At 65.0% G+C, this 16358-nt stretch carries 12 protein-coding genes, 1 tRNA gene and 1 pseudogene; 2 read left to right on the top strand and 12 right to left on the bottom strand.

Annotation, left to right across the window (positions count from 1 at the left end; translation table 11 throughout):
* Positions 1–37 precede the first annotated feature (37 nt).
* The 8 genes and pseudogenes from WS75_RS33290 to WS75_RS03910 all read right to left on the bottom strand — a co-directional run.
* Positions 38–905, bottom strand: a pseudogene (locus WS75_RS33290) (IS3 family transposase); the annotation flags it as partial.
* Positions 906–1469: 564 nt separating this feature from the next.
* Entirely contained in the window at positions 1470–2354 is an 885-nt protein-coding gene (locus WS75_RS03880) for an alpha/beta fold hydrolase (RefSeq protein ID WP_059679234.1), read from the bottom strand.
* A 14-nt stretch (positions 2355–2368) separates the two neighbouring features.
* Positions 2369–3622, bottom strand: a complete 1254-nt coding sequence (gene mhpT, locus WS75_RS03885; RefSeq protein WP_059679306.1) for a 3-(3-hydroxy-phenyl)propionate transporter MhpT — start codon at positions 3620–3622, stop codon at positions 2369–2371.
* A 58-nt stretch (positions 3623–3680) separates the two neighbouring features.
* A complete protein-coding gene (gene dmpG / locus WS75_RS03890; protein WP_373558497.1) occupies positions 3681–4703 on the bottom strand; it encodes a 4-hydroxy-2-oxovalerate aldolase in 1023 nt (340 codons plus the stop codon).
* Between the two features lie 15 nt (positions 4704–4718).
* On the bottom strand, positions 4719–5666 hold the full coding sequence (locus tag WS75_RS03895; RefSeq protein WP_059679236.1) for an acetaldehyde dehydrogenase (acetylating): 948 nt from the start codon (positions 5664–5666) through the stop codon (positions 4719–4721).
* Positions 5667–5683: 17 nt separating this feature from the next.
* Positions 5684–6472 carry a 2-keto-4-pentenoate hydratase gene (gene mhpD, locus WS75_RS03900; RefSeq protein ID WP_059679237.1) on the bottom strand — a complete coding sequence of 263 codons (789 nt, stop codon included), beginning with the start codon at positions 6470–6472 and terminating at the stop codon, positions 5684–5686.
* Between the two features lie 4 nt (positions 6473–6476).
* Complete coding sequence (locus WS75_RS03905) at positions 6477–7430, bottom strand: 3-carboxyethylcatechol 2,3-dioxygenase (RefSeq protein ID WP_059679238.1); 954 nt, start codon at positions 7428–7430, stop codon at positions 6477–6479.
* Between the two features lies 1 nt (position 7431).
* A complete protein-coding gene (locus WS75_RS03910) occupies positions 7432–9279 on the bottom strand; it encodes a bifunctional 3-(3-hydroxy-phenyl)propionate/3-hydroxycinnamic acid hydroxylase (protein ID WP_059679239.1) in 1848 nt (615 codons plus the stop codon).
* 164 nt (positions 9280–9443) lie between these two features.
* On the opposite strand from WS75_RS03910, the gene WS75_RS03915 reads away from it, so the two are divergent.
* Both WS75_RS03915 and WS75_RS03920 read left to right on the top strand, forming a co-directional pair.
* Positions 9444–10256 (top strand): DNA-binding transcriptional regulator, encoded by an 813-nt coding sequence (locus tag WS75_RS03915; RefSeq protein WP_059679240.1) that lies wholly within the window; start codon positions 9444–9446, stop codon positions 10254–10256.
* A 194-nt stretch (positions 10257–10450) separates the two neighbouring features.
* Positions 10451–11542, top strand: coding sequence for an IS5 family transposase (locus WS75_RS03920; RefSeq protein WP_059679241.1), 1092 nt, complete (start codon positions 10451–10453; stop codon positions 11540–11542).
* 239 nt (positions 11543–11781) lie between these two features.
* On the opposite strand, the gene WS75_RS03925 is transcribed toward WS75_RS03920, so the two are convergent.
* The 4 genes from WS75_RS03925 to fdhE form a co-directional block, all read right to left on the bottom strand.
* Positions 11782–11877, bottom strand: a tRNA-Sec gene (locus WS75_RS03925).
* Between the two features lie 28 nt (positions 11878–11905).
* Positions 11906–13831 (bottom strand): selenocysteine-specific translation elongation factor, encoded by a 1926-nt coding sequence (gene selB / locus WS75_RS03930; protein ID WP_059679242.1) that lies wholly within the window; start codon positions 13829–13831, stop codon positions 11906–11908.
* Positions 13828–15267, bottom strand: coding sequence for an L-seryl-tRNA(Sec) selenium transferase (gene selA / locus WS75_RS03935; protein WP_059679243.1), 1440 nt, complete (start codon positions 15265–15267; stop codon positions 13828–13830). The genes selB and selA overlap by 4 nt, the downstream gene beginning before the upstream one ends.
* A gap of 73 nt (positions 15268–15340) precedes the next feature.
* Entirely contained in the window at positions 15341–16276 is a 936-nt protein-coding gene (gene fdhE / locus WS75_RS03940; RefSeq protein ID WP_179948870.1) for a formate dehydrogenase accessory protein FdhE, read from the bottom strand.
* Positions 16277–16358 lie beyond the last annotated feature (82 nt).

The following is a 16358-nucleotide window of genomic DNA, read 5'->3' on the forward strand; positions in this document are numbered from 1 at the left end:
TCCATATTAGTTGAAACGATGTCCATGAATCACACACTTGATCCGAGTGAAACAGCAAGCCTGCGGTCGACCACGTTGCTCATAGGCCATCTTCAACGCCTGCACGACCAGATCGGCATCAGGGCGTGTCGAGAACGCCCAGCCAACAACCCGACGCATGAACAGGTCGAGTACTGCGGCCAGATAATGCCAACGGCCCTGCGCCCAGGCATACGTGATGTCACCACACCACACCTGATTCGGCGTACAAACCTCGAATTCGCGATTGAGATGGTTCGGGATATCGATCCGCTCGGCCGTGGCCTGCTTGTAGGCATGGCGGCCCGGCTGCTTGCAGATCAACCCGAGTTCTTCCATCAAGAGGCTGACCTTGAAGCGGCCAATCGCCGTACCTTCCTCGCGCATCATGCCCATGATGCTGCTACTGCCAGCAGAGCTTCGACTCTCGATGAACAACTCGTGTACCCGGCTACGCGTTGCCATGCGCTCGGCATCAACGCGTCGGGCTCGCCCTCGGTGGGCATACAGGCAGGACCGCGACACGTCGAATACCGCGCAGATCAGCTCGACCGATTCGCTTGCACCAATCTGATCAATTACTTCGTACGTTCGATGCCTTCCGACATCAAGAGCGCGGTAGCCTTTTTTAAAATGGCCTTCTCACGCTCGAGGCGTTCGATACGCGCCTCGAGTTCCTGAATACGCTGTTGATCCGGCGTGATTGCCTTGCCCTGCGGCGTGACGCCCTGGCGTTCCATCTGAAGTTGCTGCACCCAGCGGCGCAGCACCGTCTCGCCGACGCCGACCGAGCGGCTTGCTTCCATATGGCTATAGCCCTGGTCGAGCACCAGACAGGCGGCTTGCTGTTTGAACTCCGGGGAAAACGTACGTCGTTGCTTGCTCATCAGACACCTCTTCATGGCGACCATTCTCGCCTAAATCAGTGTCCGGATTCATTAGACCACTACAGACCACAGCGTCATTGATCTGCTCAGATCTGCTCGACCGAACACTAACGCGCGGCGCTGTCCAAGAAATCCACGAGGTTCAAGGTGGACGGCTGCAAGGGCGGCGCCGTCCAACTGTCCGGCTGCCTTTTCCGATCCGTCCACTTCTAACGGCTGCTGGCCTGCACGCGGTCGATAACTTCCAGCGTTCGCTCCCAGGCCGAACGGATTCCGGAAGAGCGCATATCCGCCGCGAGTTCGGACATCCCGACGTTGTCGAGAAATCGTGCGTAGTCGTCGTTGTGAATGGCGTGTGTCACGTCGACGTCGCGCGCCCCGCGCGCCAATCGTCAGGTTATCCCGCGGCGTCGCGAGCGTGCGGCACGTCACGCGCACGTCCGTCCCCGGCACGCCGTAGTGCGCGTGCAGCGTGGCTTCGTCGAGTCCTTCGAGGTACGTGCAGTAGAGCGCGACGTGGGCCGGGGTCAGGCGCAACGTCGCGCGGCGGGTTAAGCACGCACGTCACTGGCCTTCGGTCGGCGCCGGGTGCAGGAACTCCAGCACCATCCGGTTGAATCGCTCGGCATGCTCCCATTGCGCCCAGTGCCCGCAACGCCCGAACACATGCAGATCGGCGTTCGGCATGCCCCAAACGAGCCGCAGGCCGACATCGAGCGGCACGAACCGGTCATCGCGGCCCCAAATCACCAGCGCGGGCGCCTTGATTTCGTTCAGCCGGTGACCGTAGTCCGGAAACTGCTTCGGATTGGCCGCCAGACTCTTCACGAAGTTCTCGAGATGATCGCGTCGCGCGAGCATGTTATCGAGCCGTGTCTGCATCAGCTCTTCCGTCATCGTGCTCGCATCGTGGACGAACACGTTCAACATCTTCTTCAGGTTCTCGAGCGTCGGGTCGCAATACAGCCCTTGCAGCAGCTTGATGCCTTCCGTCGGCATTGGAACGAACTGGCTCGGACCGCCCGTGCCGCCACCCATCAGCACGAGCTTGCCGACGCGCTCCGGATTCGACAGCGCGAAGGCCACTGCACTATGCCCGCCCATCGAGTTACCGACGAGATGCGCGCGCTCGATGCCGAGCATATCCAGCACGCCCTTCAGCACGCGCGCGTTCAGGTCGGAGCGCGAGCCGGTGCACACGATCGAATCGCTCTTGCCCCAGCCGGGACAGTCCACGAGGATCACGCGATAACCCGCATTCGCGAACGCGTCCACATTGCGATGGAAGTTGGCCCAGCCGCTCGCGCCCGGCCCGGAACCGTGCAGCAACACCAGCGTTTCCGTGCCTGCGCCGGTGTCGTTGTAGTGCACGCGCAGTTCCTTGCCGCCTTCCATCACGTTCACGAACTTGCTGGTCGCGGCCTCTGTATGAATCACGGTGTCAGTCATGTCGATGTCCTTCGTCAGATCGATTCGGTTCCAAAAGTGTGCGAGCCGTTGGCCGACTCGCGTGCAGATTTCGCAACCACGGCGAGCGCGCCGAGCGCCGCGATCACGATGAGCGGAATGCTCGAAATCACGAGCATCGACGCGCTCTGGCCCAACGCCAGCAGTTGCCCGGCGATCAGCGGGCCGACCATCGAACCCACGCGGCCGACCGCGACCGCTGCGCCGACGCCCGTGCCCCGCACCAGCGTCGGATACGTTGCCCCCGCGAGCGCATACAGCACCGACTGCGTGCCAACGAGAAACAGACCCGCCAGCAGGCCGCCCCATGCCATCGACACGCTGCCCGTCGCGCCGGCGAGCGCCAGCAACGCAATAGCGATGCCGGTATACATGCCGATCACGACCGGCCGCTTGCCAATGCGATCCATCAGCCCCGCGATCACGATCGCGCCGACGCCGCCGCCGATGTTGAACATCATCTGCACGATGCTCGCCTGTACCGGCGTGAGGCCGCGCGAGAGCACCATCGACGGCAGCCAGTTCATCAGGAAGTACAGCACGATCAACGTCCCCAGGTAGCTAATCCACAGCGCGATGGTCGTCACCGCACGCTCGTCACTGAAGAGCGCTCGGACGATGCCGTCGTTCGATTCGGGGATCGCCGTCCGGCTCGCCGCGACAAAGTGCGGCGACTCTTTCAAAAAGAGCGCCAGGAGCGGCAAGGTCAGCAGCGGCCCGATTCCGCCGACATAGAAGATATGCCGCCAGCCCTCGGCGCCCGGGCTGACGATGCCGATCACAGCCGCGAGCGCCGCGCCGAAAGGCATGCCGCAGTACATTGCGCCGACGGCCGTGCTGCGTTGTCCGGGCGCTGCCGCCTCCGCGCACAATGCGATCAGGTTCGGCATCGCAGCGCCGAGACCGAGGCCTGTGAGAAAGCGGGCGACGAGCAAGCTCTGCAGATCCCACACCTGAGTCGTTGCAATCGAAAATATCCCGAACAGCGCGACCGACATCATCAGCACGCGCTTGCGGCCAATGCGATCCGCGAGCCTGCCGCCAATCGCCGCGCCCGGCAACAGGCCGAGCGCGCCGATGCCGAATGCCCAGCCGAGCTGCGCGATCGCGAGATGAAACTCGTGTGCCATGCGCGGCGCGGCGATGCCGGTTGATTGCAGGTCGAGCCCTTCGAGGAGGGCAACCGCGAGGCACAGGCCGATGGTGATGGCACCGCCTGCGCGCGCGGATAAAGCCGTTGACGTTTTCATCGATGTCTCCAGGTTGAACGATACGGCGCTCTTCATGGCGCATGGCATACTGGGTGGTTCAGGCGCGTGCTTCGCGCTTCTTCAGATCGAGCGCGACGTCGACGATCATGTCTTCCTGACCGCCCACCATGCGGCGCTTGCCCAGCTCGACGAGAATATCGACGGCTTTCAGGCCGTATTTCTTCGCCGCAATTTCGGAATGTCGCAGGAAGCTCGAATACACGCCCGCATAGCCCAGCGCGAGCGTTTCGCGGTCCACGCGCACCGGCCGGTCCTGCAACGGGCGCACGATATCGTCGGCCGCATCGAGCAGGCGATAGAGATCGGTGCCGTGATGCCAGCCAAGGCGCTCGGCCGTCGCGATGAACACTTCGAGCGGGGCATTGCCCGCGCCCGCACCCATGCCCGCCAGACTCGCATCGATACGGTCGCACCCCTCCTCGACCGCAACGATCGAGTTGGCCACGCCAAGGCTCAGGTTGTGATGGGCATGCATGCCCGTCTCGGTCTCGGGGCGCAGCGCCGCCTTGAGCGCCCGGAAGCGTGCACGGATGTCGTTCATATTCATCGCGCCGCCGGAATCGACCACGTACACGCAGGTCGCACCATAGCTTTCCATCTTCTTCGCTTCGATCGCGAGGTTTTCAGGCATGGTCATGTGGCTCATCATCAGGAAGCCGACCGTGTCCATGTCGAGGCTGCGCGCGTATTCGATGTGCTGCTTCGAAATGTCCGCTTCCGTGCAATGGGTCGCGACACGCACAACACGCGCGCCCGCATCGTACGCAGCCTTCAGATCGTGAATCGTGCCAATGCCGGGCAGAAGCAGCGTCGCGATCTTCGCGTGCTTCACCACATCGGCGACCGCCTCGATCCATTCCAGATCGCTGTGCGCGCCGAAGCCGTAGTTGAAGCTCGAGCCCTGCAGGCCATCGCCGTGCGCGACCTCGATGCTGTCGACCTTCGCGTCGTCCAGCGCGCGGGCGATATCCTGCACGTTCTGAATCGAATACTGATGACGGATCGCATGCATGCCGTCACGCAGCGTCACGTCGGAAATATAGAGTTTCTTGTCCATGATCGAGTGCTCCTTGCTTCACGCGTTCACAAGCGACGCGGCCATGCGTTCGGCCGTTGCCAGCGCGACGGAAGTCATGATGTCGAGATTGCCCGCGTAGGCTGGCAGATAATGTGCCGCGCCTTCCACTTCGATGAAGATCGAGGTCTTGAGTCCGCTGAAGCGGCCGAGTCCGGGAATATGCAGCGGCTCAGCGGCGGAGATATCGTCGAACTGAACGGACTGCTTCAGCCGATAGCCGGGCACGTAGGCCTGGACCGCAGCGGCCATTTGCTCGACCGACGTTTCGATCAGCGTCCGGTCTGCCGTGTCGGACAGCACATAGACCGTGTCGCGCATCATCAGCGGCGGCTCGGCCGGATTGAGCACGATGATCGCCTTGCCCTTGCCGGCACCGCCGACCGCTTCAATGGCCTTCGACGTCGTCTCGGTGAACTCGTCGATGTTGGCGCGCGTGCCGGGCCCCGCAGACTTGCTGCTGATCGATGCGACGATCTCCGCGTAATGCACCTTCGCGACCCGCGACACGGCGGCGACCATCGGGATCGTCGCCTGTCCGCCGCACGTAACCATGTTCACGTTCGGCGCATCGAGATGCGCGTCGAGGTTCACCACCGGCACGCAGTACGGGCCAATGGCGGCGGGCGTCAGATCGATCACGCGGATGCCGGGCTTGAGCGTACGCAGGAACGCGTCGTTCTTCACATGTGCGCCGGCGGACGTCGCATCGAACACGAAGTCGATCTCCTCGAACACGGGCAGGCGCGCAAGCCCTTCCACACCTTCATGCGTCGTCGCCACGCCGAGCTTCGCGGCGCGCGCGAGACCGTCCGAGGCCGGATCGATGCCGACCATCGCCGCGACTTCGAGATGCAGGCTGCGACGCATGATCTTGATCATCAGGTCGGTGCCGATGTTGCCTGATCCGATGATCGCGGCTTTGCGCTTGGTGTTGTCTGTTGCCATGGGAATGTCTCCGTCCGTCATTCGCTGAAACTGGCGCGCACACTGCCGAGCCCTTCGATGTGTGCCGTATAGGTGCCGGCCGCGTTCACGGCGACCATCGGGCCGAGCGCGCCCGTCAGCAAGATGTCGCCCGCGCGCAGCGGCGTGCCGAGTCGAACCATCCGATCCGCGAGCCACACGGCCGCATTGAGCGGATTGCCTAGGCACGCGCTGCCGTTGCCGCGTGAAAGAACTTCGCCATCCTGCGTAAGCGTCATCGCGCAAGCGGTCAGTTCGACATCGCGCAGCAGGACCGGGCGGCTACCGAGCACGAACAGCGCGCTCGACGCATTGTCCGCGACGGTGTCGAAAAAGCTGATGTCCCAGTCGTGGATGCGGCTGTCGACGACCTCGATCGCGGCCACCGCATACGCGGTCGCGGAGATCAGATCCGCGAAGGTGTGCTTGTCGGCTGTCAGGTCGCGTTCGAGCACGAGCGCGATCTCCGCTTCGACCTTCGGCTGGATCAACGAAGCAAGCGGCATCGGCTGGCTGTCGCCGTAAGCCATCGACGCGAACAACGCGCCGAAGTCGGGTTGATCGACGCCAAGCTGCTTCTGCACCGCGGGCGAAGTCAGGCCGATCTTCCTGCCGACGACACGCTCGCCGTTCGCCTTGCGCAAGTCGTTGTTGATCTGCTGGATCGCGTAGGCCAGTACCGCGTCGCCTTCGGGGCACGCATCGCGTAGCGGTGCGATCGTCCGACGCGAGGCCTGCGCTTCGCGCAGGCGCTCGGCCATCGCCAGCATACTGTTGTCATTCGCCATGGTTCTATTTCCTGAAAAAGACCTGTTCTCGCGCGTGCATCGCGCCGAAGCCCGCGATCCACTCCGGAATCGCGCGGTAGTAATCGATCGATGCCGCGTAAGGACCGCTCGCCGCGAGTGCGCCGAATGCGGCAACCCACGTCCGGACCTCGTGCGCGGACTTGCCCGCATCGCGCGTGATCGCATCGTTCGTGAGGCCGTCGGCGGCAGTGATCTCACCGCCCTCGAGCAGTTCGAGAAACATGCGGTCCCATGCGGGATTAAGCGGGTGCAGGCGGCTGTCGCCCGCCGCGAATGCCTTGGCCGCCGCGACGGTGCGGGATTGCCGCGCATCGCGCGACTCCGGTGACGGGTTGCGCCCCGCGATCAGCCGTTCCGCGACGACATCGTCCGCGCTCGCGATTTCCGGCACCGGTGGCTCATGCGAAATGCCGCCGGAGCCGATCAGCAACACGCGTCGGTTCATACGCGCGACGGCGCGACCAATCGCATCGCCGAGCAGCCGGGCGCGGCGGCACGACGCCATCGGCGGCGCAACCGAGTTGATGAAGACGGGCACCACTGGATAGCGGTCGATGCCGCCCGTGAGCACCTCGAGCGCCTGCGCGCAACCGTGATCGACCTGCATGCGATAGGACACAGCTACGTCGATATCGCTCGCGAGCGTTGCGTCGGCGAGCCCGAGCGCCACATCGCGCGCGACGGGCAACGGACCAGCCGCACTGCCGAAATCGCCGATGGCCGTCGCGCTCACGCCGATGCAGAACTGCGGCATCACGTCGTAGAAAAATCCGTTGTAGTGGTCAGGCGCGAACACGATCACCAGCTCCGGATCGAACGCGTCGACCCGCTCGCGCGCCGCGCGCTGCACCTGCTCGACTTCCTCGACGACCGCCGGCTCCGGATCGAAGTAGCCGTGCAGCGGCGAGTGCGACATGCATTCGAGATGGATCGGCATCTCAGGCTCCTGCCAGGTCGGCGACGTGCACCAACGTCGCGTCGTGGGTCGTTGCACCCGTCGTCATCGGAAGCGATAGCCGCTGTGCCAGCCGCGACACGCAATCCGATACGCATTGCGGCGAGCACATGCCGGCCACGAAGCGGTCCGGCCGCAGCAGCACGACCGATTCCGGCACGCGCGCGAACCAGTCGCGCAGGCGCGAGTCGACATCGCCAATGGCGATAACGTCTTCGGGCACGTCGTCGTGGAAGGCAAGCTGCGTGTCGGGCTTCGCGATCACGAAGCATCCTCCGAGCGTGTTCCAGATCCGGCGCGCCTCGGCAGTCAGACCGAAGGTCGGGTCCGTGCCCCATCCCACGATCGCGAAGCGATTTCCGATAGCATCGTCGAGCCGGACGATGCTGCCATCCTCGACGCGCACGCGCGGCTGGATGAACATGCGGCCTACGGGGGTGCCCGCCTGTGGATCGCGGCCATGCACCATCCGCCCGATCAGCGATTCACGTTTCTCGCTCATCAGCCCGACCAGCCGTCCGAATGCGCCGTGCCCCCGATTCGCGATCAGGCGCGCGAGCAGGCCGTCGGACCGCTCGCGTCGCGCCAACAGCACGACGCCCTCTTCATAGCGCGGCATCGGCTTGAAGCGCATCTCGACGAAGTAGCGCTTCATGGAAGGCAGCACGTCGAAGCAGCGCACGAACGCGTCACGCACTTTCGATCCGAAGAAGCTCGTCGGCGCGAAGATATCGCCCGCGACTTCCGACAGGTGGATCATCGAACGTGCGTGGGCGCGCCGCTCCAGCGTGTAGGTATCGAGCAGGGAATCGCGCGCCGCGCCCTTCACGACCATCGCGAGCTTCCAGCCAAGATTGCTTGCGTCGCGAATGCCGCTGTTGTAACCCTGCCCCTGCCACACCGGCATGATGTGCGCGGCGTCGCCCACGAGAAGGATGCGCTTCACGCGGAACGTGCTCGCGAGCCGCGCGTTGTGCGTATAGACCCGCTGACGAATGTAGTCGACCTTGTCAGGGTCGTCGACGACCCCACGCACCAGCGCCGCCATATTCTCCGGCTTTGACAGTTCCGCCTCCGTCTCGCCGGGCATCACCATGAATTCGAAGCGCCGGATACCGTGCGGCAGCGCCGCCGACACGTAGGGACGCCGCGCGTCGCAATGCAGATAGACATGCGGGGAACCGATCGGATCATTGCGCACGTCGATCACGATCCATTGATTGGGCTTCGTGCGGCCTTCGAACGGCACGTCGAGCGCCCGGCGCACGAAGCTGTTGCCACCGTCCGCGCCGACCATGTACGCGGCGCGGATCGTCGTCTTCACGCCGTGCACGTCGGTCGCGTCGATGGTTACGCCGGACTCGTCCTGCGCGAAGCTGTCGACGGTGTGCCCAAGCAGCGTCGACACATTTTCGAAGCGCTCGAGGCCGCGGTACAGAATCTGATCGGCGAGCGGCTGGATGAAGGCGTTGCGGCGCGGCCAGCCGAATTCGTCGGTGCGCGGCTCGATCGACGCGAAGCACTTCCCTTTCAGCGTGAAGCGCATCCAGTGATTCGGCGTGGTGTGCGGAAGCAGTTCGTCGACAAGGCCGACCGACTGGAATACGCGCAGCGCTTCGTCGTCGAGGCCGATGGCGCGCGGATAGTCGATGATCTGCGCGAGCTTCTCGACCACGACGACGCGCACGCCCTCCAAGCCGAGAATGTTCGCGATCATCAGACCGACCGGGCCCGCGCCGACGATGGCGACATCGGTCTCGATCGAACGATGTGTCGTTTCGTGAGGATGAGCGCGGCCGTTGCCGGCCGCCGGTTCAAAGGCGGGGCGCATGCTTGTCTCCTGACTGGTTTGTCCGATGCGCTGAACCGACGAAGCGTCCGGCGCTCGCTCGTTCAGCTTGTGAATGCAGTTTATGGACGGCGGACAACGCCCTCAACAAAATCTCCGGAATGTGCATAGAATGCACATGATTGATTTCAATGGGATTTTTTGACGTGACAACCTATACGAACGTACGCGGACTAGCACGCGGCCTTCAGGTGTTGCGAACGCTGAATGCGATGGAAGACGGGCGTGCAACGAGCCAGCAGATCGCCGATCTGACCGGCCTCCATCGCACCACGGTGCGCCGCCTGCTCGAAACCTTGATGGAGGAAGGGTTCGTGCGCCGCAGCACATCGGACGACAGCTTCCGCCTGACGCTCGCGGTGCGTTCGTTGAGCGAGGGCTTCACCGATACCGAGCGCATCGCGACCGTGGCGCCGCCGATCATGGGGCAGCTACTGCAGCGCGTCGCGTGGCCATCCGATCTCACCACGCCCGATGGCGACGCGATGATCATTCGCGAGACGACGCATCGCTTCAGCCGGCTGTCGTTTCATCGCGCGATGGTCGGGCGGCGCTTGCCGATCCTGCTGACGGCGGCAGGCCGCGCCTACTTCGCGACGTGCCCCGATGAGGAGCGCGAGGACATTTTGGAACTGTTGCGTTCCGGCGCGGGCGGCGAAGAGCAACAGGCGTTCGCGAGGAACGATGCGCTCGTACTCAAGCTGATCCAGCGCGTGCGCGAGGATGGTTTCGGCTCGAATCACGGGGACTGGGCCGCACAAGCGAAAATTGGTGCGGTGGCTGTCGCGATCAGCGCGGACGAACGCGTGATCGCCAGTCTCAATGTCGTCTTCCTGTCACGCGCGGTGAGTCTCGAAGATGCCACTCGCCGCTATGTGCCCGAACTGCAAAAGGCAGCGCTGGATATTGCCGAAGCACTGAGGCAGGAACCAGCAACTCGTCCCCATGTATCAACGTAGACGCCTGGACCGACCGAATGTTATGAGTGACGAAAAAACTACCCAAATCGACAAAGCTCTAGGGGCGCCCGGCACATTGGAACGAGCAACCGAGTTCCAAACATTTCTCCTACTGGCCACCCTAGCAGGCCGTTGAAATACCCCCGCCGATCCGTCACGATGTAACGAACCCGATCCCAAGGCACGAAGGCAGCATGCGAGGCACCGACAGCTACAACGAATCCCTGTTCAGTACAGTCAGACTGGAGGAGTTCGTACCGCAAACGCATCCGCTGCGCCCGATCCGGACTTGGATGAACGAGGCGCTGTCGAATATGGATGCCAAGTTCTCGGCGATGTACGAAGCGGACATCAAAGGCGGTCGGCCGAGCATTGCGCCGGAGAAGCTGATGCGGGCCATGCTACTTCAGGTGCTATACAGCATTCGCAGCGAGCGGCAACTGGTCGAGCAGATCTCGTACAACCTTTTGTTCCGTTGGTTCGTCGGCCTGTCGATCGAAGACGCGGTGTGGAATCACTCGGTTTTCAGCAAGAACCGGGATCGACTGATCGAGTTCGACGCAGTGACTGACCTGTTCAACGCGACGGTGGAAACGGCGCATAAACGCGGCTTGCTGTCGGGCGAGCACTTCAGTGTGGACGGCACCTTGATCCATGCGTGGGCCAGCCACAAGAGCATCCGGCGCAAGGATGGCGGGGACGATGATCGTCCGCCTGACAATTGGCATGGCGAATCGCGCAGTAATGAAACGTACGAATCGAAGAGCGACGGTGAGAGCCGGCTCTATCGCAAGAGCAATGCCGCGCCAGCCTTGCCGAGTTACCTGGGCCATGTGCTGACGGATAACCGGCACGGTCTGGTCGTGAACGTTCAGGCCAGCGAGGCGAATGGCCGAGCGGAACGCAAAGTGGCGACGGACATGCTGCGCGATGTGTCGGGTTCGGACGTACGTATTACGGTGGGCGCAGACAAGGCGTACGACACGCGTGGATTTGTGAAGGCCTGCCGCGAATACAACGTGACGCCGCACGTCCCACGCAACACGAAGCGCACCGGCGGAAGTGCAATCGATGGTCGGACGACGCGGCATCTCGGTTACGCACTGAGCCAGCGCAAACGGAAATGCATCGAACAGTGCTTCGGCTGGGGCAAACGGATCGGGCCGATCCGGCAGGTGATGGTGAGAGGCTTGGAGAAAGTTGATCAGTTGCTCACGCTGACGATGGCGGCCTACAACCTGACGCGGCTGAGAACGTTGGGATTCGTGCGTCCGCAGGGCGCGTAATGCAGGAAATCTGGCAGGAAATACCTTCGCCGGCCGGGCTCTACCGCTGAACCCGGCGTGACGCAACAAAATTGCCGAGCCGTTGAGCGAATTCATGTCATTTGCGATGAGTGGTCTGAATCCGGTCGATGGGTATTTCAACGGCCTGCTAGGTCGCGAACACGAATCGGGCAGAAAAACCCACACCCTGAACGAAAGGGGCGCTCTGCTCGGAGTGCTAAAATCGCTCGAAACCATTGTGGCGGAAGGCAGCAGGAGTCGAACCTACCCGGGAGTGTCTGACACCCCCAACCGGATTTGAAGTCCGGCCGTACCACCGGATACGAATGCCTTCCGTGGGAAAAACAAAAGAACGACGAGCGCCTACGCCTGTATACCCACCCACCCGCTATCAGGCCGCAGGAAGTGAAGATCGCGGTGGAAGCGAGTATACCCAACCCGATCGAAGAATTCGAGAATCTGGATCGCGCGCTTGCGGCCGAGCCCGGTCGCGTCGCGAAACGTCGCCGCATCGAGCCCGCCGCCGCGCGTCGGGGCGAGAAGCGCCACCAGCCCGGCCAGCTCGCGCACGACATCCGCGTGATAGAACAGGTCGCGCACGACCTGGTGCACGTCGCCGCGTCGCGCGAGCTTGCGCAGCAGCGTGCGCACGGCATCCTCGGCCGCGCCCGTGTCGCGCGCCAGATCGCGGACCCACGGCGGATCGAAGCGCCCCGCATGAATCAGCGGCAGCAGTTGCCGCGCCAGCGCTTCCTCGCGCGCATCGAAACTCACCGAATGCGACGGCAGATGCAGCCACGGCCCGCTTCGCGCAACCTCCCCGCCATCCAACAACGCATCGACCAGCGCACGCCACAGCGCATCGCCGACGAGCGGCGCCGCCATTCGCCGCAGGCGCGCCGAATCGAGCCCCTGCTCGTCCGGCACGCGCTCGTGATACGCGCGCAGCGTGTCGATCGCCCGCGCCTGCAGCGTATGCCAGTGCGCTCGCGCGATCACCGCGCCGTCGTTCGACGCACGCTCGCGCTGGCCGATGGCCAGGGCGTCGTCCGGCAACGCAAGCGCGCCGGGCGCGAAGCCCGTCAGGTGCGTGAGCATCGTGCGCGCGATACCGAGCGGCGCCTGCGCAAGCAACGCATCGAGCCGCCCTTCGTCGAGCCACGCCGCCAGTGCATCGAGCCATGCGCGACGCGCGGGCGTGCGGCGTTTGCGTGCGGGACCGAACGGGTCGAGCACGCGGCCGCCGCCGACGGTGCGCGTCGCCTGCGGATTGCGGACGATGAAGCGATCGCCCGGCAGCGCGAACACGGGCTCGTCGAACACCAGTTGCACGCGCATCTGCTGGCCGGGCGCGAGCGTATCGCCGTCGAGCAGCGCGACGTGCGCGACGCGATGCAGCGTGCCGAGATGCACGTGCAGCGGCGCCCAGTGCGTCAGCGTGAGCCCCGCATCGGCCAGCAACTTCAGGTCGACGTCGAGACGCGGCGACGTCGCGACGAGCCACGCATCCGCGATGGTGTCGCCACGCTCGACGTCCGCCTTGTCGATGCCGGCCAGGTTCAGCGCGCAGCGCTCGCCCGCGCGGCCCGCGTCGACCGGCCGGTTCTGCGCATGGATGCTGCGCACGCGCGCGGCGGCGCCGGTGCGCACGATCGCGAGCGTGTCGCCGGTTGCCACGCGTCCGGCGAACGCGGTACCCGTCACGACGGTGCCCTGCCCGGCGAGCGTGAACACGCGATCGACCGCGAGCCGGAACAGGCCGTCGTCGCGGCGTGCACGCCACGCGAGCGCCGCATCGGCGAGATGACGCTTTAATGCGGCGACACCGGGATCGTCCGCGCGCGTCGCGCAGGTTTCGAAGATCGGCGCGCCGTCGAGCGTCGTGCCGTGCAGCCACGCGGCAATCTCGTCGCGCACCGCCGACAGGCGTGCGGCGTCGACGCGATCGCACTTCGTCAGCGCGACCGCGCCATGCGTGATGCCGAGCAGTTGCAGGATCGCGAGATGCTCGCGGGTCTGCGGCATCACACCGTCGTCGGCAGCGATCACGAGCAGCGCGAAGTCGATTCCGCACGCGCCGGCCGCCATCGTATGAATCAGCTTCTCGTGGCCCGGCACGTCGATCAGGCCAAGCACGTCACCATTCTCGAGCGGCGTATACGCATAACCGAGTTCGATCGAGATGCCGCGCGCCTTCTCTTCCTTCAAGCGATCGGTATCGACGCCCGTCAGCGCGCGCACCAGCGTCGTCTTGCCGTGGTCGATGTGCCCTGCGGTTCCGACGATCATGCAGCCGGCCCCGCGACCTGCACGCATTGCGCGACGAATGCCGCTTCATCGGCCGCTTCGAGGCAGCGCAGGTCGAGCCGCAGCGCATTGTCGGCGATGCGGCCGATCACCGGACGCGGCCATTCGCGCAGTTTCTTCTCGAGTTGCGCGAGCGCACGGCCGCCGCGCTTGCCGTCCGGCGTGCGCACGACGAGCCCGGCGCTCGGCAACTGATCGACCGGCAGCGCACCGCTGCCGATCTGGCTGAACATCGGCTCGACCGTCACGACGAAACCGCTGTCGACCGCGGCCTGCAATGCCGGGCGCACACGTTCGGCGGCCTCGGCGATATCGCGCTGCGGCCGCGTCAGCAGGCGCAAGGTGGTGAGCCGCTCGCGCAGGAACTCCGGCGCCCGGTAGAGCCGCAGCACGGGTTCGAGCGCGGCGAGCGTCAGCTTGCCGACGCGCAGCGCGCGCTTGAGCGGATGTTTCTTGATCTTCGCGACGAGCGCGCGATCGCCGACGATCAGGCCGGCCTGCGGCCCGCCGAGCAGCTTGTCGCCGCTGAACGTGACGAGGTTCGCGCCGGCCGCGACGGTCTCCTGCACGGTCGTCTCGTGCGGCAGGCCCCATTGCGACAGATCGGCGAGCGTGCCGCTGCCGAGATCGACGGCGACGGGCAGCCCGTGCTCGCGCGCGAGCGGCGCGAGTTCGGCCAGCGTCACTTCCTTCGTGAAGCCGCTGATCGCGTAGTTGCTGCAGTGCACCTTCATCAGAAGCGCGGTGCGCGGGCCGATCGCGTCCGCGTAGTCGCGCAGATGGGTGCGATTGGTGGTGCCGACCTCGCGCAGCCTTGCGCCCGCGCGGCTCATGATGTCGGGGATGCGGAATGCGCCGCCGATCTCGACCAGCTCGCCGCGCGACACGACGACTTCCCGCTTCGTCGCGAGCGCGGACAGCGCCAGCAGCACGGCCGCCGCGTTGTTGTTGACGACGGTCGCGGCTTCCGCGCCCGTCAGTTCGCACAGCAGATCGTCGATCAGGTCGTCGCGATCGCCGCGACGGCCGGTGGCCAGATCGAATTCGAGGTTGACCGGCCGCGTGAGCACATCGACCACCGCGCGCACGGCGTCGTCGGGCAACAGCGCGCGCCCGAGGTTCGTGTGCAGCACGGTGCCGGTCAGGTTGAACACGGTGCGCACCGCGCCCGCGCTCTGCGCGGCCAGCGTGCGCGCGACGGCCGCGGCGATGCTCGGCTCGTCGAGCGGTTCGGCGGCCGCCGGATCGTGCTGGGCGGCGGCACGCCAGCGTTCGAGCTCGGCGCGCACTGCGTTCAGCACGCGCGTGCGGCCATAGTTGGCGAGCAGCGGTTGCAGCGGCGCCGACGACAGCACACGCTCGACCGACGGTACGCGCGCCAGCACGGCATTCAGTTCATTCAAACCCGGTTCGGTCACGTCGTGGTGGCTCCAGTCTCATGCTTCGCAGTCGGCCGGCGCCAGCGCTCGCGCACCGCCCCGGCGACTGCCGTCAATCCGCTTCCCGCGAGACGTCCGGCCACAGCAGCGGGTTCGGAGAACTGCGCTGGTAGCCGGCCTCGTTCATCAGCAGGTCGAGCGTGAGACTCGCGAGATCGTCCGCCAGCGGCTCGAACTCGTAGTCCTTGTCCTGATAGCCGATCTTGCGATAGGTCTTGCACTCGTCGCACGATTCGGCCTTGATGGCTTCGCTGCCACCCTCGATCCCGTGATACGCGATGCCCTTCGTCGAGTCGCAATGCGAGCACTTCGTGCGCACCATGTGCCACTCGGTCGTGCACAGCCCGCATTGCAGGAAGCGGTAACCCTGGTACTGGCCGCCGACGCGCACGACGCTCGCGACCGGATGCGTGCCGCACACGGGGCACAGCCCGGGCTGGTCGAGGTACGGGACGTCGGCCGGCGAAACGCGGCTGGCGAGATCCGTCCAGACGACCTGTAGCGCGGCCATCAGGAACGGCGCGGTGGCCGGGTCGACTTCGGCGAAGCGCAGCGCGAGGATCGCGTCGGCCTGCGCGTCGAGTTCGGCGGGCGCCATCAGGCGCAGCCGGTCGAGCAGCTTCGCGAGCTGCGGGTTGACCAGCCCGGCGCCTTCGACTCGGTCGAGCAGTTCGTACAGCACGGCGCGCCAGCGCGGGTCGCGCTCGCCGCCAAGCGCCGGCACGAGCGGCATCGAATGCTGCTGAGCACGTGCGATCGCGTCCTTCGACGGCAGCGGCAGCTCTAGCGTCTGCAGCGTCGCATGCTGCGCATCGGCGACGGTGGCCATCAGCCGCAGGTAGCCGCTGATCGGGTTCAGGTCGGCCAGCTTGCGCAGCCGCGCGGCGCGGGCCGAGAACGCGGTGGCGCGCTCCGGCAGGCGAAAGCGCGGGATGGCAGAATGATCGAGTGCCGAGATCTCGGTCGGTTCGAGAATGCGTTGTGTCACAAAAATGTCTTCCAAATAAACAAGCGCCGACAGGTCGGCGCTTCGGGCGGTTCCGACGGCTGACGGGCCGGCCCGCCGCGAT

Origin of the sequence: Burkholderia sp. FL-7-2-10-S1-D7 (genome assembly GCF_001524185.1) — a bacterium.
GTDB lineage: Bacteria > Pseudomonadota > Gammaproteobacteria > Burkholderiales > Burkholderiaceae > Burkholderia > Burkholderia diffusa.

Bases quoted from the DNA above. Each gene is read 5' to 3' on its own strand.
- WS75_RS03880 (WP_059679234.1), bottom strand. From the start codon at position 2,354: ATGACTGACACCGTGATTCATACAGAGGCCGCGACCAGCAAGTTCGTG.
- mhpT (WP_059679306.1), bottom strand. From the start codon at position 3,622: ATGAAAACGTCAACGGCTTTATCCGCGCGCGCAGGCGGTGCCATCACC.
- WS75_RS03895 (WP_059679236.1), bottom strand. From the start codon at position 5,666: ATGGCAACAGACAACACCAAGCGCAAAGCCGCGATCATCGGATCAGGC.
- mhpD (WP_059679237.1), bottom strand. From the start codon at position 6,472: ATGGCGAATGACAACAGTATGCTGGCGATGGCCGAGCGCCTGCGCGAA.
- WS75_RS03905 (WP_059679238.1), bottom strand. From the start codon at position 7,430: ATGCCGATCCATCTCGAATGCATGTCGCACTCGCCGCTGCACGGCTAC.
- WS75_RS03910 (WP_059679239.1), bottom strand. From the start codon at position 9,279: ATGCGCCCCGCCTTTGAACCGGCGGCCGGCAACGGCCGCGCTCATCCT.
- WS75_RS03920 (WP_059679241.1), top strand. From the start codon at position 10,451: ATGCGAGGCACCGACAGCTACAACGAATCCCTGTTCAGTACAGTCAGA.
- selB (WP_059679242.1), bottom strand. From the start codon at position 13,831: ATGATCGTCGGAACCGCAGGGCACATCGACCACGGCAAGACGACGCTG.